The sequence below is a fragment of the Nocardia sp. NPDC051911 genome (assembly GCF_040681035.1).
GTDB lineage: Bacteria > Actinomycetota > Actinomycetes > Mycobacteriales > Mycobacteriaceae > Nocardia > Nocardia sichangensis.
Genome location: NZ_JBFAXY010000011.1, coordinates 38085 through 58175 on the forward strand (window position 1 = coordinate 38085; position 20091 = coordinate 58175).

General features: G+C 68.7%; 19 protein-coding genes and 1 tRNA gene. 11 read left to right on the forward strand and 9 right to left on the reverse strand.

From position 1 onward, the window contains the following. Positions 1-131: 131 nt before the first annotated feature. The 5 genes from AB0L97_RS15690 to AB0L97_RS15710 form a co-directional block, all read right to left on the reverse strand. The gene (locus tag AB0L97_RS15690) at positions 132-254 is read right to left on the reverse strand and encodes a hypothetical protein (protein WP_355075915.1); all 123 of its coding nucleotides are present in this window, start codon (positions 252-254) and stop codon (positions 132-134) included. Positions 255-825: 571 nt separating this feature from the next. Beyond that, a complete protein-coding gene (gene ettA, locus AB0L97_RS15695; protein ID WP_039796561.1) occupies positions 826-2502 on the reverse strand; it encodes an energy-dependent translational throttle protein EttA in 1677 nt (558 codons plus the stop codon). An 80-nt stretch (positions 2503-2582) separates the two neighbouring features. Next, a complete protein-coding gene (locus AB0L97_RS15700) occupies positions 2583-3080 on the reverse strand; it encodes a single-stranded DNA-binding protein (protein WP_355075913.1) in 498 nt (165 codons plus the stop codon). A 159-nt stretch (positions 3081-3239) separates the two neighbouring features. Next, positions 3240-4208 carry a serine/threonine dehydratase gene (locus AB0L97_RS15705; RefSeq protein ID WP_355075911.1) on the reverse strand — a complete coding sequence of 323 codons (969 nt, stop codon included), beginning with the start codon at positions 4206-4208 and terminating at the stop codon, positions 3240-3242. Next, the gene (locus AB0L97_RS15710; protein WP_364429716.1) at positions 4205-6238 is read right to left on the reverse strand and encodes a cytochrome c oxidase assembly protein; all 2034 of its coding nucleotides are present in this window, start codon (positions 6236-6238) and stop codon (positions 4205-4207) included. The genes AB0L97_RS15705 and AB0L97_RS15710 overlap by 4 nt, the downstream gene beginning before the upstream one ends. A 199-nt stretch (positions 6239-6437) precedes the next feature. Between AB0L97_RS15710 and AB0L97_RS15715 the strand changes: the two genes are divergently transcribed. The 4 genes from AB0L97_RS15715 to AB0L97_RS15730 all read left to right on the forward strand — a co-directional run bounded on the left by AB0L97_RS15715 (position 6438) and on the right by AB0L97_RS15730 (position 10027). Then, a tRNA-Arg gene (locus tag AB0L97_RS15715) sits at positions 6438-6511 on the forward strand. A gap of 285 nt (positions 6512-6796) precedes the next feature. Further along, positions 6797-7768 (forward strand): AsnC family transcriptional regulator, encoded by a 972-nt coding sequence (locus AB0L97_RS15720; RefSeq protein ID WP_364429719.1) that lies wholly within the window; start codon positions 6797-6799, stop codon positions 7766-7768. A 162-nt stretch (positions 7769-7930) separates the two neighbouring features. Next, positions 7931-8803 carry a VOC family protein gene (locus AB0L97_RS15725; RefSeq protein WP_364429722.1) on the forward strand — a complete coding sequence of 291 codons (873 nt, stop codon included), beginning with the start codon at positions 7931-7933 and terminating at the stop codon, positions 8801-8803. Between the two features lie 3 nt (positions 8804-8806). Next, positions 8807-10027: a carboxylesterase family protein gene (locus AB0L97_RS15730; protein WP_364429725.1), complete on the forward strand. Its 1221-nt coding sequence runs from the start codon at positions 8807-8809 to the stop codon at positions 10025-10027. Between the two features lie 31 nt (positions 10028-10058). Here AB0L97_RS15730 and AB0L97_RS15735 read toward each other — a convergent pair whose 3' ends face one another. After that, the gene (locus AB0L97_RS15735) at positions 10059-11048 is read right to left on the reverse strand and encodes a zinc-binding alcohol dehydrogenase family protein (RefSeq protein ID WP_364429728.1); all 990 of its coding nucleotides are present in this window, start codon (positions 11046-11048) and stop codon (positions 10059-10061) included. Between the two features lie 86 nt (positions 11049-11134). On the opposite strand from AB0L97_RS15735, the gene AB0L97_RS15740 reads away from it, so the two are divergent. Beyond that, complete coding sequence (locus AB0L97_RS15740; RefSeq protein ID WP_356968276.1) at positions 11135-11464, forward strand: metalloregulator ArsR/SmtB family transcription factor; 330 nt, start codon at positions 11135-11137, stop codon at positions 11462-11464. A 124-nt stretch (positions 11465-11588) separates the two neighbouring features. Here AB0L97_RS15740 and AB0L97_RS15745 read toward each other — a convergent pair whose 3' ends face one another. Both AB0L97_RS15745 and ectB read right to left on the reverse strand, forming a co-directional pair. Then, positions 11589-11987, reverse strand: a complete 399-nt coding sequence (locus tag AB0L97_RS15745) for a group 1 truncated hemoglobin (protein ID WP_355075990.1) — start codon at positions 11985-11987, stop codon at positions 11589-11591. A gap of 147 nt (positions 11988-12134) precedes the next feature. Next, on the reverse strand, positions 12135-13391 hold the full coding sequence (gene ectB, locus AB0L97_RS15750; RefSeq protein WP_364429732.1) for a diaminobutyrate--2-oxoglutarate transaminase: 1257 nt from the start codon (positions 13389-13391) through the stop codon (positions 12135-12137). A gap of 227 nt (positions 13392-13618) precedes the next feature. On the opposite strand from ectB, the gene AB0L97_RS15755 reads away from it, so the two are divergent. Genes AB0L97_RS15755 through AB0L97_RS15765 form a run of 3 tightly spaced genes read left to right on the forward strand, consistent with a single transcriptional unit; the run spans position 13619 to position 16195 of the window. Beyond that, positions 13619-14392 carry an ABC-2 family transporter protein gene (locus AB0L97_RS15755; RefSeq protein ID WP_355075897.1) on the forward strand — a complete coding sequence of 258 codons (774 nt, stop codon included), beginning with the start codon at positions 13619-13621 and terminating at the stop codon, positions 14390-14392. Beyond that, on the forward strand, positions 14385-15212 hold the full coding sequence (locus AB0L97_RS15760; RefSeq protein WP_364429736.1) for an ABC-2 family transporter protein: 828 nt from the start codon (positions 14385-14387) through the stop codon (positions 15210-15212). Before AB0L97_RS15755 ends, AB0L97_RS15760 begins: the two co-directional genes overlap by 8 nt. After that, positions 15209-16195: an ATP-binding cassette domain-containing protein gene (locus AB0L97_RS15765; protein WP_355075893.1), complete on the forward strand. Its 987-nt coding sequence runs from the start codon at positions 15209-15211 to the stop codon at positions 16193-16195. The genes AB0L97_RS15760 and AB0L97_RS15765 overlap by 4 nt, the downstream gene beginning before the upstream one ends. A gap of 25 nt (positions 16196-16220) precedes the next feature. Here the strand turns inward: AB0L97_RS15765 and AB0L97_RS15770 are convergent, their stop codons facing one another. Next, positions 16221-16898 carry a DUF4389 domain-containing protein gene (locus AB0L97_RS15770; protein WP_355075891.1) on the reverse strand — a complete coding sequence of 226 codons (678 nt, stop codon included), beginning with the start codon at positions 16896-16898 and terminating at the stop codon, positions 16221-16223. A 238-nt stretch (positions 16899-17136) separates the two neighbouring features. On the opposite strand from AB0L97_RS15770, the gene AB0L97_RS15775 reads away from it, so the two are divergent. The 3 genes from AB0L97_RS15775 to AB0L97_RS15785 all read left to right on the forward strand — a co-directional run bounded on the left by AB0L97_RS15775 (position 17137) and on the right by AB0L97_RS15785 (position 20067). Next, entirely contained in the window at positions 17137-17553 is a 417-nt protein-coding gene (locus AB0L97_RS15775; protein ID WP_355075889.1) for a hypothetical protein, read from the forward strand. 106 nt (positions 17554-17659) lie between these two features. Then, the gene (locus tag AB0L97_RS15780) at positions 17660-18832 is read left to right on the forward strand and encodes a PLP-dependent cysteine synthase family protein (protein ID WP_364429742.1); all 1173 of its coding nucleotides are present in this window, start codon (positions 17660-17662) and stop codon (positions 18830-18832) included. Then, positions 18829-20067, forward strand: a complete 1239-nt coding sequence (locus AB0L97_RS15785) for an MFS transporter (RefSeq protein ID WP_364429745.1) — start codon at positions 18829-18831, stop codon at positions 20065-20067. The genes AB0L97_RS15780 and AB0L97_RS15785 overlap by 4 nt, the downstream gene beginning before the upstream one ends. The last annotated feature ends 24 nt before the right edge of the window (positions 20068-20091 follow it).

The window sequence follows — 20091 nt, forward strand, 5'->3', positions numbered from 1 at the left end:
TGCGCCGATGACGCGTGGGTGAATTCCCTTTTCACATCCGGTGGTTCACCACGACGGCGGAGTTCGCCGCTCGTGTGCCGAGATCACACGCGACAACCTCGGGCACAGCACAGAAGTCGGACCCGCGAACGTCAGGTGAGCGCGACAGGTCGTATCCGTGGCGGCAGCGGCGCCGCACCGGTACCTCGGGTCAGCTCGACCACCGCGTCGGCGGTCGAAGCCACCGATTGCTCGAACTGCGCCTGCGCATTCACGACTCCCACCCTAGCGAGCTACGCGTGGGTAGGTGTCACTCCTGTTCCGCGTTCCCCGGAAAGACTTTTCGCGCCACCCCACCGCGGCCGTCGCCCCCGCTCTCGACCCGAACTCCGGCTCAACCGGCCCCGCATGGCACACCAGCAAACGCCAGGCAGCGCGCACTCGCTCATGGCAGGCAGGCGGGCACCCTGGCAAGGAGAAACCTCGCCGACACCAGATCCAGCGGCGGTGAAGGTGCCCCGGACGTATATCGAACAGTCGGAGCCCTTCCCCGCTCACCGACCAGGCCCAACAAGGTTTACGCTGCGCGGGGCGAACTGTATCCGAGTGACCCACCCCGGGAACATATGCGTCCGACGTCCCTGTCTTGCCCCCTATGGCCCCCAGCAACCACCGCCGACCGGGGCCCTCCACAGGCGAGGTCCTGCGCCGCCCGAAGTCGAACCGTGGGATCCGCCGAAATCCGGGCTTTCGCGGCGTTGTCGACCTCGCCCGGCCACAGCATCCAGGCAGTGCGACACGTAGGGCGGGTGCGGTCGCACCGTGCACCCGCCTACGCCGACGAACTCAGCCGCGGGTGAGTTTGCGGTGCGTAACCCGGTGCGGGCGGGCCGCTTCCGGGCCGAGCCGCTCGACCTTGTTGGCTTCGTACGCTTCGAAGTTGCCCTCGAACCAGAACCACTTGGCCTCGTTGTCGGAGTCGCCCTCCCACGCGAGGATGTGGGTGCAGGTGCGGTCCAGGAACCAGCGGTCGTGCGAGATGACCACGGCGCAGCCGGGGAACTTCTCCAGCGCGTTCTCCAGCGAGCCGAGGGTCTCGACGTCGAGGTCGTTGGTCGGCTCGTCCAGCAGGATCAGGTTGCCGCCCTGTTTGAGCGTCATCGCCAGGTTCAGCCGGTTGCGTTCACCGCCGGACAGAACGCCCGCGGGCTTCTGCTGGTCGGGGCCCTTGAAGCCGAACGCGCTCACGTAGGCGCGCGACGGCATCTCCTGCTGGCCGACCTCGATGTAGTCGAGGCCGTCGGAGACGACCTGCCAAACCGTCTTCTTGGGGTCGATGCCCGCGCGATTCTGGTCGACGTAGCTCAGCTTGACCGTCTCGCCGACCTTCACCTCGCCGCTGTCCGGCGACTCGAGCCCGACGATGGTCTTGAAGAGCGTGGTCTTACCGACGCCGTTGGGCCCGATCACGCCGACGATGCCGTTACGCGGCAGGGTGAACGACAGGTCCTTGATCAGCTGACGGTCGCCGAAGCCCTTGTCCAAGTGCTCGACCTCGACCACCACGTTGCCCAAGCGCGGGCCCGCGGGAATCTGGATCTCCTCGAAGTCGAGCTTCCGCATCTTCTCGGCCTCGGCCGCCATCTCCTCGTACCGGCCGAGGCGAGCCTTGTTCTTGGCCTGCCTGGCCTTGGCGCCGGAACGGACCCAGGCGAGCTCTTCCTTGAGCCGCTTCTGCAGCTTCTGGTCCTTCTTGCCCTGGACCTCGAGCCGCTCGGCCTTCTTCTCGAGGTAGGTGGAGTAGTTGCCCTCGTACGGGTAGGCGCGGCCGCGGTCCAGCTCCAGAATCCACTGGGCGACGTTGTCCAGGAAGTACCGGTCGTGGGTGACCGCGAGCACGGCGCCCTGGTACTGCGCCAGGTGCTGTTCGAGCCAGTTCACGCTCTCGGCGTCCAGGTGGTTGGTCGGCTCGTCGAGCAGCAGCAGGTCGGGCTTGCTCAGCAGCAACTTGCACAGCGCCACGCGGCGGCGCTCACCACCGGAGAGGTTGGTGACCGGCTCGTCCGGCGGCGGGCAGCGCAGCGCGTCCATTGCCTGCTCGAGCTGGGAGTCCAGGTCCCACGCGTCGGCGTGATCCAGGTCCTCCTGCAGCTTGCCCATCTCCTCCATGAGCTCGTCGGAGTAGTCGGTGGCCATCAGCTCGGCGATCTCGTTGAAGCGATCCAGCTTCACCTTGATCTCGCCCATGCCCTCCTCGACGTTGCCGCGGACGGTCTTCTCCTCGTTGAGCGGCGGCTCCTGCTGGAGGATCCCGACGGTGGCGCCGGCGGCGAGGAACGCGTCACCGTTGTTCGGCTGGTCCAGTCCGGCCATGATCTTCAGCACGCTGGATTTACCCGCGCCGTTCGGGCCGACGACGCCGATCTTGGCGCCGGGAAGGAAGTTCAAGGTGACATCGTCGAGCACGACTTTGTCGCCGTGCGCCTTGCGAACCTTCTTCATTTGGTAGATGAACTCAGCCATAAGTGTGAAGCCTATCGGTGCGAGAGATGGGGGGACGAAGCAGAGCTACCCTGCCGCCGGGACGAAAACCGGCCATGCGATCAAGCGTCGACCGGCTCGGGCGCGTTGCCGCGCGGCGGTGCCGAATCGGCGGCAACGATATTCTCCCCCGGCGCGTCGCCCACCGGCACCTGACCTTCAGCGCTCGCGATCGCGGAAGTATTCCGTGGCGGCAGGTCGGACAGCCGCGTCAAGTGCGCGACACAGCGGGACAGGTCCGGTCCGACCGCGGTGGCGCGCATCTCCAGATCCCGTCGCTCCACACCGTCCTTGCTCCGGTACTCGTGGGAGCGCAGCTGGCCGTAGGCGATGATCGGATCGCCGCGCCGCAGTGACGCGTCGACACCTGCCACCAGCCTGCGCCAGCAGCTGACGGTGAGATAGAGGGTGCCGTTGTCCACCCATTGCCCCGACGTCTGGTCCAATCGGCGGGAATTGCTGGCCAACCGGAAGGTGACCACCTGCTCGCCATTGGTCAGATCACGCTTGACCGGATGGGTGGCGATCGTTCCGATCACGGTCGCATTCGCCTCGTACATAGCTACGCCCCTTCACATTCGGATCCGGAACCGCCCGGAATGTCCTCCCCCTCCAGGAGGCACTTCCAGCGTGCGCCGATTTCGCGGACCCGAGCGATCCGATCCGGGAATGTGCACAACTTCCCGAAATGTGAAGACCGAGCTTTCACGCCCGCGTGGTCAGAACACCGCGACGTCGGTATTGGCGCCGCAGAGGACCACGACCGGTCGCTCGTCCGGCGCGGGAACGTAGACGCCGCTGTGCACTGCGGCCAGCGCCGTGGCGCCGGACACTTCCACCAGGATGCGGAATTCGCGCCACAGATATTCCCGCGCCGCGCTGATCGCGTCGTCGCTGACCAGCACCGAGCGCACGCCGTGGCGGCGGGCGACGTCGAGTGCGATGTCACCGATCCGGGTCGGCCCCAGCGAGTCGACGGTGATCCCGGACCCGACAATGTCCACCGGACGCTCGGCCGCCAACGCCGCGCGCAGGATCGCGGCGCCGTCGGGTTCCACCCCGATCACCCGCTGACGCCGCCCGACCGCGGCCGCGATGCCCGCGACCAGTCCGCCACCGCCCACCGCGGCCAGCACCGGTGGCCGACCACGTACCTGCTCCTCGAGTTCCAGCCCCACCACACCGATGCCCGCGACCACCGCGGGCAGGTCGTAGCCGTGCAGCAGCAGCGCGCCCCGTTCGGTGGCCAGCTCGGTCGCGTGCTGCAAGGCCTCGGCGTAGCAGGTGCCGTGCCAGAGCACCTCCGCGCCGTGCGACCACATCGCGGCGACCTTGGTGTGCGGCGCCGTCTCCGGGACGACGACGGTGCAGGATTTTCCGAGCCGCGCCGCGGCCAGCGCAGCCGCGATACCCGCGTTGCCGCCGGAGGCGATCACCACCTGATCGACCCCGGCGCCCGACTCGAGCAGCGCGTTGAGGCTGCCGCGTACTTTGAACGTCCCGCCGTGCTGGAGGTGCTCGAGCTTGATCGTCACCGGGACGGGACCGGACGGGCTCGCGATGGAGGTGTGGAAGACCGGCGTCTTACGGATCTGCCCCGCCAGCCGCTTGCGTGCGGATCGCACGTCCGACCGTTCCACCCGCCCGGCCGGTCTGTGTGGGGAGACCGTGGTGGCGCGTTCACTCACTTACGCACTTCTCCATCTCGCTTGGCCAGTTCGGCGAACATCGCGTTGTGTGCGGCGAGTGCGGCGTCGTTGTCGCGTTCGGCGGCTCGATCGGTGCGTTGCGCGAGTCGCTGATCGCTGCGCGACCATTGGATCAGCAACGCCAGCATCACCACCACCAGGGGGACCTCACCGCTCGCCCACGCGAGGCTGCCGCCGGTGCGCTGGTCGCCGAGCAGATCGCCGTTCCAGCCGAGACCGAGGCCGTGGTAGAACCAGCCGCCGAGCACCGTGGTCATGCTCATCAGCGCGATGCCGAAGAACGCGTGGAACGGCAGCGAGCCGAACACCATGGCGAGCTTGGTCAACGGCTCCGCCTGCCTCGGCTTGGGATCGATGCCGATCACCACCCAGTAGAACAGGTAACCGCTGAGCAGGAAGTGCACGTTCATCAGCAGGTGCGCCGCGTGCGAGTCGGCGTAGGCGTCGAAGATGCCGCCCAGGTACAGCGCGTAGAAGCCGCCGACGAAGATCGCCGACGCCACGATCGGGTGGGTCAGGAAACGCGAGACCGGGTTGTGTACCGCGGCCAGTAGCCATTCCCGCGGACCCGGCACGCCACCGCGGCCGGCCGGCGGCAGCGCGCGCAGCGCCAGCGTCACCGCGCCACCGAGCGCCAACAGGATCGGCGCGAGCATGGACAGCGCCATATGGGCTCCCATATGCACGCTGAACATCGCGGGTGAGTACCGGCCGACGCCGGAAGAGGTGGCGACGAGCAGCACCACACAACCGGACAGCCAGGCGAACGTCCGCCCGGCCGGCCACGCGTCACCCCGCGCTCGCAGCCGCCGCACGCCGAGCAGGTACAGCACCGCGAGCACGATGGACAGCGTTCCGAAGATCAGATCGAACCGCCAGTCGAACGCCAGGCGGGCGAAGCTGGGCGGCCCGGCCAGGTTGTAGCCCAGCTCCACTTCGACCGGCGTCGGAACGGAATCCGGCGGTGGCGGCGGCGTACGGCCGAGCCCGACCGCGAGGCCGATGGTCGCGGCGAAGATCAATACTTCGACGCCCGCGTACCGCACCAGGGCCAACCGGTCGCCGGGATCGGCCGCCAAGGCGGGCAACGAGGCGCGGCGCTGCACGTAACCGAACACACCGAGCACCGCCAGCGCGGCGGCCTTGGCCAGCACCAGCCTGCCGTAGGTGCTGGAGAGCAGTTCGTCCAGCGGCACGCGGACCCAGGAGTTGATCACGCCGCTGACCGCGATCACGGCGAAGGCGACCGTGGCGGTCGACGAGAAACGCCGGGCCGCGACGTCGGTGTACGCACCGCCGCGCAGGGCGTGCGCGAGCACCGCGAACAGGCCGCCGACCCAGACGGCGGACGAGACCAGATGCAGGATCAGGCTGTTGGTCGCCACGTCGTGCGACCCGCCCGAGGAGGAATGGCCGGTCAACGCCAGCGGCATCATGGTGGCGATCGCGGCCCCGAGCAGGACCGGAGTCCAGCCCCAGCGCAATGCGAGGCGGCAGCCCACGGCGACGATCAGGGCGAAAACGACGGTCGTCCGCCAAGCTCCGGCCAACTCGATTCGATCGATCGCCTGCCACAGTTCCTGCGGGCGCAGAACATCCCCCACCGGCCGTCCGGTGGTGTCCGAAACCGTCAGCGGCACCAGCAGCGCCGCGCAACACGCCCAGACCACCGCGAAATTCGACGCCCTGCGCACCGCGCGATACCCGCCGACGTCCAGCAGCCCGTTCGACTGCGGCGGCACCAGGAAGGCCGCGAACAACAGCGAGCCGACTGTCAGCGCGGCCGACAGGTCGGCGAGCGCCCGGACCGCGGGCAGTCCGTAGGTGGTCGCCGCCCCCGGGTCGGGGATGCCGAGCAGGCTCAGTGCCTGCGCCGCCGACAACCCCACCACCAGCGCCGCGACCACGGCCGCGGTGGCGCCGGCCAGCGCGGTGATCGTGCCGAACGTCGCCCCCGACCGAGCGGCCTCGACTCGGGGAGCGGCGGACGAGGTGGGGGCGGAGGACATACGACTGAGCGTAGTTCGGCGAGTATTCCGTGGCCCGGTCGGGTTTGTACCGATATCCTTGGCCCCGATCACCACGGCGCGTCACCTACTGTTCGGGATGGCTGAAACGTTGCTAACGCTAAGAATCCGGCCACCTGGACGCTCGCTATAATCGACTCGCTGGACAGCACGGCCAATGTCGGCCATCGTAGAACCCGCTGCCTCCGTAGCTCAGTTGGATAGAGCAAGGGCCTTCTAATCCCTAGGTCGCAGGTTCGATTCCTGCCGGGGGCGCAACAACCCCTGTGACCTGTACATACAACGGGTCACAGGGGTAGTACCCACCGAGCGCGACGCTCAAACACCAAAGAACATTGCCCAGTCGGCTTCTCTATCCGGAGCGTAATTTCGACGATCCGGCCGAGTTCGCCGACGACTTCGCGACCGAGTTGCGGCACCGCTTCGGAGCAGCCGGCCAGGAAGTACGGCGGCACGCCGAAGGTGGCCCGGAAGATCGCCGTGGGTGAGCACGCCCATGATGAGGATTCGGTCGCGGAGGGCCGCAGTACGCTGTCGCCGGTGAGTTCTCCGGTCCTGGACCACATCGATCGCGCGATCGTGCACGCGCTGCACATCGACGGGCGCGCACCGTTCAGCCGCATCGCAGCGGTGCTCGGCGTGTCCGATCAGACGGTCGCACGGCGGTATCGCAGGCTGCGCGCCACCGGGCAACTGCGGGTGGTCGGCCTGCCGAACTCCCGGCGACTGGGGTGGGTGGAGTGGTTCGTCCGGGTCCAGGTGACCCCCGACGCGGCGGTGGCTGTCGCCGATGCGCTGGCCCGGCGGCCGGATACCTCGTGGGTCTGCCTCACCTCGGGCGGCACGCAGATCGTCTGCGTCACCCGCACCCGCAGTTCCCGAGAGAGCGATGCCCTGCTGCTCGGGCAGTTGCCGAAGACGCCGCGGGTCACCGGCGTCACCGCGCACTGCCTGCTGCGCGTCTTCGCGGGCGGTCCGGCCGGCTGGCACGGCCGGGCCGACTCGCTCACCGCCGAGCAGATCGCCGCGCTGGCCCCGTCTCAACAGGCGTCGACAGCGCCTGCGGAGGGCGACGAGGAATTGTTCGCCATCCTCGCGCAGGACGGTCGCGTCGGTTACTCCGACATCGCCCGGGCGACCGGGTGGTCCGAGATGACGGCCAAACGCCGCCTGGCCCAGTTACGCGAGGGCGGTGCGTTGTTCTTCGACGTGGATATCGATCCGGTACTGCTGGGATTCGAGACGCTGGCGATCCTGTGGCTGACCGTCGACCCGGCACGGGTGCGGCAGGCCGCCGAGGCGATCGCCGCGCATCCCGACGTCGCCTTCGCCGCCGCCACCACCGGCCCCACCAACCTGCTGCTGTTCGCGGCCTGCCGCGATGTGGACGCCCTCTACGACTTTCTCGAACAGGGCATCGGCAACCTACCGGGCATCCGCGGCGTGGAGAGCGCTCCGGTCATCCGTAACAGCAAGCGAGTCGGCGCAGCCCTCACCCGAACACGCCGCTGAGCGCGACACATACTTCCGCCCTATTCGGTGCACAGTCCGGGCGGGAGCCGTTGCGTGGCCGGGTGAGCGATTCCACCATTGCAGACGGCAATATGTCGAAATCCCGCAATCAACGGGGCGGTGACTGGAACAGGTGCCCCACGGCGGCCCAGCCTTTTGGGCATGACCGACATCGATCGCATCGACCACTCCGTCCTCTACACCACCGACATGGATGCCACCGCCGGAACATACGAGGCGCTCGGCTTCACCCTCACGCCGCTGTCCATGCACATGGGCTCGGATCGGCCCGGTGGTGAGCGCAAACCGATGGGTGCGGGCAACCGGTGCGCGCTGTTCGGCTCGACCTACCTGGAACTGCTCGGGCTGTTCGGGGACGGTTCGGTCGATCCGTGGCAGATCCGGCCCCTGATCGCACAATACGAGGGTCTGCACGGCTGCTCGTTCGGCTGCGCGGACGCCGAAGCGGTCGAGCGCCGGCTGCGCGCGGCCGATCTGTCGTCGTCCGGGGTGCTGCCGCTGCAACGCGACGTGGACACCCCCGACGGCCCGGCGACCGCGCGGTTCGAGGCGGTGCACCTCGACCGCGCGCTGACCCCCGAGGGGCTGATCCACGTCGCCCGGCATCTGACGCCCGAACTGATCCATCAGTCCCGCTACCTGGACCACGCCAACGGCGCCACCCACTTGCACAGCGTGCTGCTCGTCGTGGACGACACGGAACTGGCGGCGACCGTCGACCGCTACGCCCGCATCCTCGACGTCCGGCCGCTGACCGAGCCGCCGCTGACGGTCCTGCCGCTGACAGTGGGCCGGATGGAGATCGTCGCGGTCTCCGACTTCGAGGCGGTCCTGCCCGGGGAGCCGGTGCCCGCACTGCCCTACCTCGCGGGCCAGGCCGTCGCCGTCGCCGATCTCGACGCCGCGCGGAAACTGGTGGTTGGCAACGGTTTCACCGTGCGCGAGCTGCCCGGGGGATTCTTTGTCGGGGCTGCCGAGGCCCGCGGCGGGGCGGTCGCCTTCCTGGCGGCATGAGCGATGAACGAACTGGTACACGCGCCCGCCGGGGCATTGCGCGGTGTCAGCAGCGGGTCGGTGACCGCGTTTCGCGGCATCCCGTTCGGCCGGGCCGCGCGGTTCGCCGCGCCGGGGCCCGCTGCCGCCTGGACCGGGATACGCGATGCTCGGCGGCCGGGTCCGGCGTCTCCACAGCCACGCTCGCGGCTGGAACGGGTGATGGGGCCGGGCAGTGCTCTCGACCGAAGCGAGGACTGCCTGTCGCTGAACGTATGGACACCGGGCGGCACCGGGCTGCCGGTGCTGGTCTGGCTGCACGGCGGCGGGTTCTCCAGCGGTTCGGGCGCCGAAGCCTGGTACGACGGCTCCCTGTTGGCCGAGCGTGGGCGGATGGTGGTCGTCACGGTCAACTACCGGCTCGGCGCATTGGGGTACCTGTACTTGGCGCCGGAATACGGCCCGCCCAATGTGGGCTTGCTGGACCAGGTCGCGGCGTTGCGCTGGGTGCGGGAGAACATCGCGGCGTTCGGCGGCGACCCGAGACGCGTCACGCTGGCAGGTCAGTCGGCCGGGGCGCTGTCGGCGCTCGCACTGCTCCGCCACCCGGCCGGTGTAGGGCTGTTCCGGCAGGTCATCCTGCAGAGCACGCCGATAGGGACGCGGCCGTACGCCCCGGCCGCGGCCGCCGGGATCGGGCGGCAATTCCTCGAGGTACTCGGCCTGCACCCCGAGAAGGCGGATCGGCTACGGGCCGTGTCGATCGGCCGATTGCTGTCCGCGCAGGGAGAGCTGGCCCGGCGGCGGGCCGTACCGCTGGACGTGACACCGCCGTTCCAACTGGTCGCCGCGGGCGGGGTGTCCGCCGACCTGGTGGGCGGACTGCCCCATGACCTGCCGATGCTGGTCGGCACGACCCGCGACGAAGCCCGCGCGTTCTTCCCCGACGGGCCTGCGGAGCTGACCGAACGGTTCTTCGGCCTCGACGGCCTGCCGACCCGATCGGCCTTCGCTTTCCGGTTCGACTGGTCTCCGCCGGACAGCCTGTTCCGAGCCTGCCACTGCATCGACCTACCCTTCGTGTTCGGCCGTCTCGAGGCCTGGCGCACGGCGCCGATGCTGGCCGGCGCGGACCCGGCCGACCTGCGGCGATTGACCATGAAGGTGCAGCAGGCCTGCGCTGCGTTCGTGCACACCGGTGATCCCGGCTGGGCCGGGTTCCCGCACATCGAGCACTTCGTCTAGGTCCGTGTCTCGAGCCGAGATCACCGAAGCCTCACTCGCCGCCGATCGCGACGACGTACTTGCCGGAACCTCGTCCAGTGGCAAGCAGATCGTGTATTTCAGCGACCCGGTCCAGCGAGTCGACCACCGTCACCGGCAGTTCCAGTCCGCCGTCACCGACCTTGGCCAGACCGTCGGCGAGGGCCGCGGCGACTCTGTGCGGCACCGTGTCCCGCAGCCGGCTGATGCTGAACCCGATCAGGGCGACGTTGCCGCCGATGAGCCGGGCCAACGGCGGCAACGGCGTGGGCGTGCCACCGGTCGCGTTGCCGAACAGCACGATTCGCGCACCGGGCGCGGCCAGTTCCAGGTCGAGCTCGAGATTCGCGGTACCGGTCGGATCGAGGATGACGTCCACCCCGCCCGGGGCCGCGGCCCGCACCGCGGCGACGACATCCTCGCCGCGCGCGGTGACGACATCCCACCCCGCCGCGAGCCCGTCCGCGATCTTGTCCGGCCTGCCCACCGTGCCCAACCGCGGGCCCGCGCCCTCGGCGGCCGCCAGTCGCGCGACCGCGTGGCCGACTCCCCCGCTGGCCGAGTGCATGAGCACCGAGTCGCCGGGCCGCAGCCGGGCGGCATCGCGCAGCAACAACGTGGCGGTCGACAGCACGAGCGGCGCGGCGGCCGCGACCGGTAGCGGTACGGCGGCGGGTACCGCGGTGACCACGTCGGCGGAAGCGAGTGCGACCTCGGCCAGCCCGCCCGCGCGGGTCAACGCGGCGACGCGGTCTCCGACGGCGAAACGGTCGACCCCCGCGCCGAGCGCGCGCACCCGGCCCGCCACCTCCAGCCCGGGCGTGTACGGCCAGCCGGAGGCATATCCCGCGTCGCCGCGTCGCGCCATGACATCCATGAAGTTGATACCTGCGTAGGCGACCTCGATCGCCAGCTCGCCCGGACCCGGGCGCGGCTCGTCGGTCGAGACGACCCGCGTCGTGGTGGCATCCGGCGCCGGACCGGTCAGCTGCACTGCCCGCATGAGGACCCCTTATTCGATGTTCGATGTTCGTCGAACATAGAATAAGCACGGTAGCCTGGTTTCACCAAGGAGGAGGGAGTGCGCACATGGCCCGATCGCAACGGAACACGGCCCCACCGCGGCACCCCGACGTCGCCGAGCTGGACCTCCTCGACATCCTGCACGCGCTGTCCGACCGGACCAGAATGACGATCGTGCGGACGCTGTGGACCGGGCCGGAGCGGGTTTGCGGCACCTTTCCCGTGGATGTCGCGCCCTCGACGCTCAGCCATCACTTCCGTGTCCTACGCGAAGCCGGCCTGATCCACCAGCGAGACGAAGGCACCAAGCGCTGGACATCACTGCGCCGCAACGATATCGAGGCCCGATTCCCCGGCCTCGTCGGCCACATAGTCGACGCCTTCGAACGCGCGTGAATCACACCGTGGTGCGCAACCGCCAGGACCCGAAAAGTGCGGCGACTACGGCGTAGGGCGCGGACCGCAGTCGCCGAGCCCGCCTGCCCGCCACCGGAAGCGGGCACGCCACCGGACCCGGCGGCTAGATCGTCGCGGTCGACGAGGCGATGTCGTCGGCCAGCGGGGCGATGGCGCCCAGGATCTGGGCGACCAGATCGGCGGGCACGCCCGCCGCGGTGAGCGACGCCTCCAGATGCCCCGCTACCAAGCCGAAGTGCTGCATGGTGATACCCCGGCCCTGGTGTACCTGCTTCATCGGAGCACCGGTGTACGGGATGGGACCGCCGAGGGCCGCGGCGAAGAACTCGACCTGTTTTCCCTTCAAGCGCGACATGTTCGTGCCGGTGAAGAATCCGGCCAGTTCACCGTCGGCGAGCACGCGGGTATAGAAATCTTCCACGACGACCTCGAGTGCCGCGTGACCGCCGATCTGGTCGTAGATGCTGCTGGTTGTCTTGCTCTTCCCGAGCCAGGAGGGCATTCGCATGGCTACCAGGACACCACCGGACTGTTGCGTCCGGATTAGTACAGTGTCGCGACTCTTTTGCCTTCGTCGCAGCGCGATTACTCGCTCCTCACCGCCACGCGGGCATCGCTGAGATAGTTTTGCAACACGTACGGAAAGCCTTCATCCGCACACCGCTTCCATCGCTGCCGCCAATAGCCGGATGCCGTGGTCGATCTCGTCGTCGGCGATCGTCAGGGGCGGCATCAATTTGATCACCTCGTCCATCGAACCGGACGTCTCCACGAGCAAGCCACGATCGAAAGCGGCCCGGCCGACCTTTTCCGCGAGAGACGTGTCCTCGAACGCGACGCCGTGCACCAGGCCCCGCCCCCGCGTCGAGACTCCGGGGAAGGTCGAGACGAATTCGCCCAGGGCTCGCGCGATCCGCTCCCCCTTGGCGACGGTCGCGAGTTCCAGTGCGGAATCCGACCAATAGTGCTCGAGCGCGACACGCCCCGTCACGAACGCCGCGTTGTTGCCCCGGAAGGTGCCATTGTGCTCACCGGGCGCCCACTGATCGAGCTCCGGCCGAAACAACACCAACGCCATCGGCAGACCGTAGCCGCCGATCGACTTCGACAACGTCACGATATCGGGCGTGATCCCGGCGACCTCGAAAGAGAAGAACGGCCCGGTACGGCCGCAACCCATCTGCACGTCGTCGACGATCAACAGAATGCCGCGGGCCGAACACAATTCGGCCAGTCCGCGCAACCACTCCGCCCGGGCCACATTGATGCCGCCTTCGCCCTGCACCGTCTCCACGATCACCGCCGCAGGCTTGTCCAACCCCGATGACGGATCATCCAGCGCCTTACGCATCCACAGCAGATCGTCGGCGACACCGAGATACCCGTCGTATGGCATCGGCATCGCGTGCCCGAGCGACACCCCTGCACCCGACCGCTTCGCGGCGTTCCCGGTCACCGCCAGCGCGCCCAGCGACATCCCGTGGAAAGCGTTGGTGAAGCTCAGCACGGTCTGCCGCCCGGTCACCTTGCGCGCGAGCTTCAACGCGGCCTCGACCGCGTTGGCTCCGGTCGGCCCGGGGAACTGGACTTTCCAATCCAGCCCGCGCGGGGCGAGGACGTTGTCGCGCAACACTTCCAGCAACCGCCGCTTGGCGACGGTGGACATGTCCAGCCCGTGGGTGATGCCGTCCCCGGCGATGTAGTCGAGCAGCGCCCGCTTGAGTACGGGGTTGTTGTGGCCGTAGTTGAGCGAGCCCGCGCCCGCGAAGAAATCCAAGTACTCCTTGCCGTTCTCGTCGCGCAACCACGCTCCGCTGGCGGTGTCGAAGACGGCGGGCCAGCAGCGACAGTACCCGCGCACGTTCGATTCGAGTGCCTCGAAAACAGTCATCTCGGCGACGGTCATCGGCGTTCCTTACTCGTCGTGCGCGAGCGCTCCACAATCTGAAGTGAGAGTGTTTCTAACATCGACGCGGCCCGGATGTGGCCTTTTCTTCAAAACGCGCCGAAGCCTTTCCCGCTCCGCGCCGCGGCCAGTAGAGTCAACTCCTTGTGCGCGGCAGACCGGAGGGGGGCGGACAGCGTGCCGTCAGGGAACGATTTCGCAGCGCCGTCGCCCTCTACACATCCCTCGTGGGCGCAGGATTCCGCAGACAGTGGCAATACAAAATGGCCATGTTCGCGGGGCTGTTCACCAACTGCGTGTTCGGGTTCGTCCGCGCGGCCGTCCTCGCCGCGGCGGTGGATGCCGCGGGCGACTTCGGCGGGTACGACCGGGGCAGCGTCGGCGCCTACGTGTGGCTCTCCCAGGGGCTGCTCGGCGCGGTGCAGTTCATGGGACCGCTGGGACCGCTGGACGATCGGGTGAAGAACGGCGACATCGCGATCGACTTCCTGCGCCCGGTCGACATCCAATGCGGCTATCTCGCCGATGATCTCGGGCGCGCGGCGTGCACCTTCCTGCCGCGCGGAGTGCCGAGCGTGCTGGTGGGCACGCTCACCTTCGGGCTGGCGATGCCGGTCACGCCCGGTCCCTACCTGCTCGGAGCGGTGAGTGTCCTGCTGGCGGTGGTCATCTCGTTCCTGTGCCGGTTCCTCGTGGTGCTGATCGGATTCTGGGTCGTGGAAACCCGCGGCATCCGGGTGCTGTACTACGCCGCGGGCACGTTTCTGGCCGGACTGTTCGTGCCGGTGCACATGTTCCCATCGTGGCTGGGCGCCATCGCGGCGGCCACGCCTTTCCCGTCGATTCTGCAATCTCCGATCGACGTGCTCTCGGGACGGATCACCGGCGCGGAAGCACTCTCGGTCGTCGGGATCCAAGTGTTCTGGGTGGTGGTCACCGCGATCGCCGGACGCGTGCTGCTCGTCGCGGGCCGGCGCAGGCTGGAGGTGCAGGGTGGGTGACATCGTTGCCCCGCGCACCGAGTCGTGGTCGACGCCCTACGTGGCCGTGTTGCGCTCCAGGATCCGGGCGCAGCGCAGCTACCGGTTGTCGTTCGCCAGTGAGCTTCTGAGCGCATTTCTGGTGGGCCTGGTCGAATTGGCCGAGGTGTGGCTCATCTTCCGCACCGCACGCGTCCTCGGCGGCCTCGACCTGGACGGCGCACTGCTTCTGTTCGGGTTGAGCAACACGAGTTTCGCGCTGTCCCAGGTGCTTTTCGGCCACCTCGACACGCTGCCGGTGCTGATCCGGATGGGCCAGCTCGACGCCTACCACCTGCGGCCGCAACCACTGCTGCTGCAATTGATCACCAGCGACATCTCCCTGCGCCGGTTCGCTCGCGCCTCGGTCTCGGTCGTCGCGCTGGTGACCGGTGCGGCACGCAACGACATCGCCTGGAGTTCGACCACGGCCGCGCTGCTCGCACTCACGCTGGTCGGCGGTATCGCACTGTTCGGCGGGGTGTTCGTCTGCGCCGCCGGATTGCAGTTCTATCTGATCGACGGCTCCGAGCTCACCAACAGTTTCACTTACGGCGGCTCGTTCGCGGCGACGCAACCGGCGTCGGTGTTCCCCACCCCCATGCGGCTGCTGTTCGGGTTCGCGATTCCGGTCTCGTTCACGGCCTATCTGCCCACCCTCGCGCTGCTCGGCTTGCCCGGCCCTCCGCTGCTGCCCGCCTGGCTGGCCTGGCTCACCCCGGCGGCGGCACTGTGGGTCTGGCTGCTGGCGCTGGGTTTGTGGCGATCGGGCACTCGGCACTACCAGGGAGGCGGCGGATGAGCACGGGCAGCCCGGAGGCGATCATCGACATGGAGAGCCTCACCAGGCAGTTCATCCTGTATCGCAAAAACGGCCGCCGCTGGCGCAGGCGCCGCGAGACGCTCACCGCCGTCGACGGGATGACCGTCCGGATCGAGCGGGGCGCCGCCGTCGGCTACATCGGCGCCAACGGCGCGGGCAAGTCCACCACGATCAAAATGCTCACCGGCATCCTGGTCCCCACCGCGGGCACCGTGCGCACCTGCGGGCTGGATCCCGTGCGGCAGCGACGTGAACTGGCCGGGCGGATCGGCGTGGTGTTCGGCCAGCGCTCGCAACTGTGGTGGGATCTGCCCCTGCGCGAGTCGTTCTCGATCCTCGCCGCGATCCACCGGTTGGAGCCGGGCGCCGCGCGCAAGCGCGCGCACGAACTGATCGAGCAGCTGGAAATGGCCGACACACTCGACACACCGGTGCGCCAGCTCTCGCTGGGCCAGCGCATGCGCGCGGAAGTCGCCGCGGCACTGCTGCATTCGCCCGAGTTGGTCATCCTGGACGAGCCCACGATCGGCCTCGATGTGCTGTCCAAACAACGGCTGCGCGAGTTCCTGCGCACGGAGCGGGCCGAGCGCGGTACGACCCTGCTGCTCACCACCCACGATATGGGCGATATCGAAAGGCTTTGCGAGCGTGTGCTCGTCGTGGATCACGGACACTTGGTGTACGACGGGTCGCTGACCGGCCTGGCGGCCACCGTCGGCGCGCGCCGGGTACTGGTGGTCGACCTGGCCGAACCGGCGCCCGACCTCGACGATCTACGCTGCGCCCAGCTGCTCGGCACCGAAGGCGACGGTATGCGGCAGCGGCTGGCCTTCGATCCCGAGCAGATCACGGCCGCGCAATTGCTGGCCGCGGTGTCGGAGCGCGCCGAAGTGCGGGACCTGTCGATCGAGGAGCCCGAGATCGAGGACGTCGTCCGGCGGATATACGAATCCGCCCGCTGAACAGGCGGGCGGATTCGGTACCGGTTCAGTCGGGCTCGCGAGCGCCCTGGTCGAGCCGGAAGGGCGGGTACTCGTCCCGCATCAAACCGGCATAGGCCTGCACGCGGATGATCCAGCGATTGACGCCCATCACGAAGTCGTAGATGCCCTGCGGGTAGCGCGCCGTGAACAGCAACCCGATCAACGCGACGATCAGCAGGATGCTCAGCAACGAGATCGAGCCGCCGCCCCAGTCGTCACCGTCGCTCCCCGCGATCGCGATGCCGCCGCTGAGCACCGCGCCGACGATCAGGTAGTGCGGAATGGCGAGCAGCCACCACTTCACCAGCACCAGGCCGCGGTGCAAGGTCTCCGGATAGTCGATCTCCAGGTCGGCCGGGTAGTCCGCGTTCGGTTGCAGGCTGAACGGCGGGTACTTGTCGGTGCCCAGTACCGAGAGCGCGTAGAAAGTCACCCGCCATCCCCAGCGCATGACGCCCACGTTGAAGTCGAACAGTCCCCGCGGGTACTTGCCGGTGATCAGGATGGCGAAGAAGGCCACCACCGTGAGCACGGCGTACGCGATGTGTAGGAAGAACAGCACGACGTAGTGCGGAATCGCCAGTAGCCACTTGACCAGCCACAGCCACCGCGACAGCGCGGAGTCCAGATCGCCTCGAACACGAATCGGGCTGGGCGGCGTGACGGGCTTCTCGAGTTCCATGAGCAACGCTCCTTACGGTTGCTGTGATCCATGCCACAACCAGTAGGTGTCCTGATTGTCGCGTATTCGGCCGCCGGCGAACGGCACCATCTGATACCGACATGCCAACGAATCGGGGTGCATTCGGTCTTCGGCAAACGACCGGCGTTGTGCCGCAGCCGATATCACCCGCACCGCGACCGCATCGTCGTTCCCGCCCGCGGATCGTCGCGCGGGCGAACTTGTACCATCGGACAGCGTGACGTTCGGCGCGCTGCGGCTACCGGTGATCCGGATGATCGTGGCTCTCACGTACACCGTCTGGGTGGTCGCCATGGCGGTGCCCCAATGCCATGTCTTCGGCCACGCTGTCGCGTCACACGCCCACATCGAAGCGTCCGGGCCCGTCGTGGCCTCTATCGTCTCCCCGGCGATCCTCGTCGACCGGCATCAGCACGCCGCCGAACCGGACCGGCATGTGCCCGCCGATGGTGTGCTCGCCGCCCTGCCGCGCGCTGTCTCGCTGCTGCTGTTGCTGTTGATCGCGTCCGTGTCGGTGCTGCTCGCGGCCCCTGGGTCCGCGCTCGGGGGCGGCGTGCGCGCACCCCCGGTCGCGACCCTCCCGGTATATCCGGGCAGAGACAGACTCACTCGATTCGGCATCGATCGGAACTGATCGGTCAGCGTCAGGCCGGAGCCTGCCGGGGCCCGGCCGGTGTTCGTGCGAAGTCCGCACTCACACCGTCGCTGCGACAGCGACCGCACAGAATCGACGATTCCCTATGACTTCTGCGCTGCAGAACCCGGCTGTGCCCGATCCCGCTCCGCGCGAACCGGAGACGACCCCGCTCGCGAGCCCGGCGAGTCTCCTGACGGCGGCCCAGCGCTGTCCGCGTCCGGCGACCATGGTGGGCAACACGCCCGTGCTCTGGATCACCGAACCGCTCGGCGGCACAACGCGACCGGACGGCCTCGGCTTCTGGGCCAAGCTGGAGGGCGCCAACCCCGGCGGCATGAAGGACCGGCCCGCGCTGCACATGGTCGAGCGCGCCATCGCGCGCGGTGCGCTCGCACCTGGCGCTCCGATCATCGAATCCACCAGCGGCACGCTCGGTCTGGGCCTGGCGCTGGCGGGAATGGTGTATCGCCACCCGGTCACGCTGGTCACCGACCCCGGCTTGGAACCGCTCATGCACCGGATGCTCGCGGCCTACGGCGCGCGGGTGGAACTGGTCACCGAGCCGCACCCCACCGGCGGCTGGCAGCAGGCGCGGCGCGACCGCGTCGCCGAACTGCTGGCGCGCGATCCGCGGGCTTGGTGCCCGGACCAGTACCGCAACCCCGACAACCAGGACGCCTACGAGACCCTGGCGCTCGAGTTGGTCGCCCAGCTGGGCAGGATCGACGTCCTGGTCTGCTCGGTCGGCACCGGCGGCCATTCCGCGGGGATCACCCGCACGCTGCGCCGATACTTTCCGCACCTGCGCTTGGTCGGCGTCGACACGGTGGCGTCCACGATCTTCGGACAGCCCGCGGGGCCACGGCTGATGCGCGGGCTGGGTTCGAGTATCCACCCGGACAACGTCGACTATTCGGCGTTCGACGAGGTGCACTGGGTCGCGCCCGCGGAGGCGGTCTGGGCCTGCCGCAGACTCGCCGCGACACACCACGCCAGCGGCGGCTGGAGCGTCGGCGCGGTCGCCCTGGTCGCGGGCTGGCTCGCCCGCACCGGCGATCCGGCCACGCGGATCGCCGCGGTCTTTCCCGACGGACCGCTGCGCTACTTCGACACGGTGTACAACGACGACTACTGCCGCGAGCACGGCTTGCTCGACGTCGCACCACCCACCGCACCGCTGCGCATCGCGCATCCGTCCGACGCCGTCGCGCTCTCCTGGACCCGGTGCACGACGGTCGTCGATCCCCGTGACGCCAGGAAGGAGCGGACGCGATGACCGACCTGATCGCCACCTTCCGCGGCTTCAACCGCCCCAGCCGCATGCTGATGGTCAATCAGTTCGCCATCAACACCGGCTTCTACATGCTGATGCCCTACCTGGCCGGTTACCTGGCCGGTCCGCTCGGGCTGGCCGCGTGGGCGGTCGGGCTCGTCCTCGGTATCCGCAACTTCTCCCAGCAGGGCATGTTCCTCGTCGGCGGCACGCTGGCCGATCGCCTCGGCTACAAGCCGCTCATCGTGACCGGATGCCTGCTGCGCACCGGCGGTTTCGCGCTGCTCGCGGTCGCGGACACGCTGCCCGCGCTGCTGGTGGCCTCGGCCGCGACCGGCTTCGCGGGCGCGTTGTTCAACCCGGCGGTCCGCGCGTATCTGGCGGTCGACTCGGGCGAGCGCCGGGTGGAGGCGTTCGCCGTGTTCAACGTCTTCTACCAGGCGGGCATACTGTTCGGCCCGATCGCCGGGCTCGCGCTGATGGCCGTCGACTTCCGCGCGACCGCCACGGGCGCCGCGGTGGTGTTCGGCGTGCTGACGCTGGCCCAGTTACGCGCGCTGCCGCAGCACCGCGCCGAGCCGAAAACCACCTCGGTGCTGGACGATTGGCGCGTGGTGCTGGCCAACCGCCCGTTCCTGCTGTTCGCCGCGGCGATGATCAGTTCCTCGGTCCTGGCCTTCCAGGTCTACCTGGCGTTGCCGGTGCACGCCGCACGGATCGCGGGCGACTCGGCCACCGTGCTGATGACGGCGGTGTTCGTACTGTCCGGGTTGATCGCGATCGCCGGGCAACTGCGCATCACCCGCTGGTTCGGGCAGCGGTGGGGCCGCGCGCACAGCCTGGCGCTCGGCATGGCGATACTCGCGTCCGCGTTCGTGCCGCTGGTGGTGATCCCGGGCACCGGCTTCGGCGTGGGGCCCGCGATCGGCGCACTGCTGTTGACCGCGGTCGCGCTGGGAATCGGTGCGGCAGCGGTCTTTCCGTTCGAAATGGACACCGTGGTCGCGTTGTCGGGCAACCGCCTGGTGGCGACGCACTACGGCCTCTACAACACCATCGTCGGTATCGGCATCCTGCTCGGGAATCTGGGCATCGGAACGCTGCTGGACCGCACGCGCGAGGCCGGGATGAGCGCACTGGCGTGGGCCGCGCTCGTCGCCGTGGGAGCAGCCGCGGCGGCGGGGCTGTTCGCGCTCGCCCGCTCCGGACGGCTCGACGCACCGCTACCGGTCGGGTGATCGATCGGACCGTCCTGGATGTGC

Coding starts and splice junctions, on each gene's coding strand:
- AB0L97_RS15710 (WP_364429716.1), bottom strand. CDS start 6,238: ATGTCCTCCGCCCCCACCTCGTCCGCCGCTCCCCGAGTCGAGGCCGCT.
- AB0L97_RS15765 (WP_355075893.1), top strand. CDS start 15,209: ATGAGCACGGGCAGCCCGGAGGCGATCATCGACATGGAGAGCCTCACC.
- AB0L97_RS15785 (WP_364429745.1), top strand. CDS start 18,829: ATGACCGACCTGATCGCCACCTTCCGCGGCTTCAACCGCCCCAGCCGC.
- AB0L97_RS15730 (WP_364429725.1), top strand. CDS start 8,807: ATGAACGAACTGGTACACGCGCCCGCCGGGGCATTGCGCGGTGTCAGC.
- AB0L97_RS15725 (WP_364429722.1), top strand. CDS start 7,931: ATGACCGACATCGATCGCATCGACCACTCCGTCCTCTACACCACCGAC.
- AB0L97_RS15770 (WP_355075891.1), bottom strand. CDS start 16,898: ATGGAACTCGAGAAGCCCGTCACGCCGCCCAGCCCGATTCGTGTTCGA.
- ectB (WP_364429732.1), bottom strand. CDS start 13,391: ATGACCGTCGCCGAGATGACTGTTTTCGAGGCACTCGAATCGAACGTG.
- AB0L97_RS15735 (WP_364429728.1), bottom strand. CDS start 11,048: ATGCGGGCAGTGCAGCTGACCGGTCCGGCGCCGGATGCCACCACGACG.
- AB0L97_RS15700 (WP_355075913.1), bottom strand. CDS start 3,080: ATGTACGAGGCGAATGCGACCGTGATCGGAACGATCGCCACCCATCCG.
- AB0L97_RS15745 (WP_355075990.1), bottom strand. CDS start 11,987: ATGCCCTCCTGGCTCGGGAAGAGCAAGACAACCAGCAGCATCTACGAC.
- AB0L97_RS15740 (WP_356968276.1), top strand. CDS start 11,135: ATGGCCCGATCGCAACGGAACACGGCCCCACCGCGGCACCCCGACGTC.
- ettA (WP_039796561.1), bottom strand. CDS start 2,502: ATGGCTGAGTTCATCTACCAAATGAAGAAGGTTCGCAAGGCGCACGGC.
- AB0L97_RS15780 (WP_364429742.1), top strand. CDS start 17,660: ATGACTTCTGCGCTGCAGAACCCGGCTGTGCCCGATCCCGCTCCGCGC.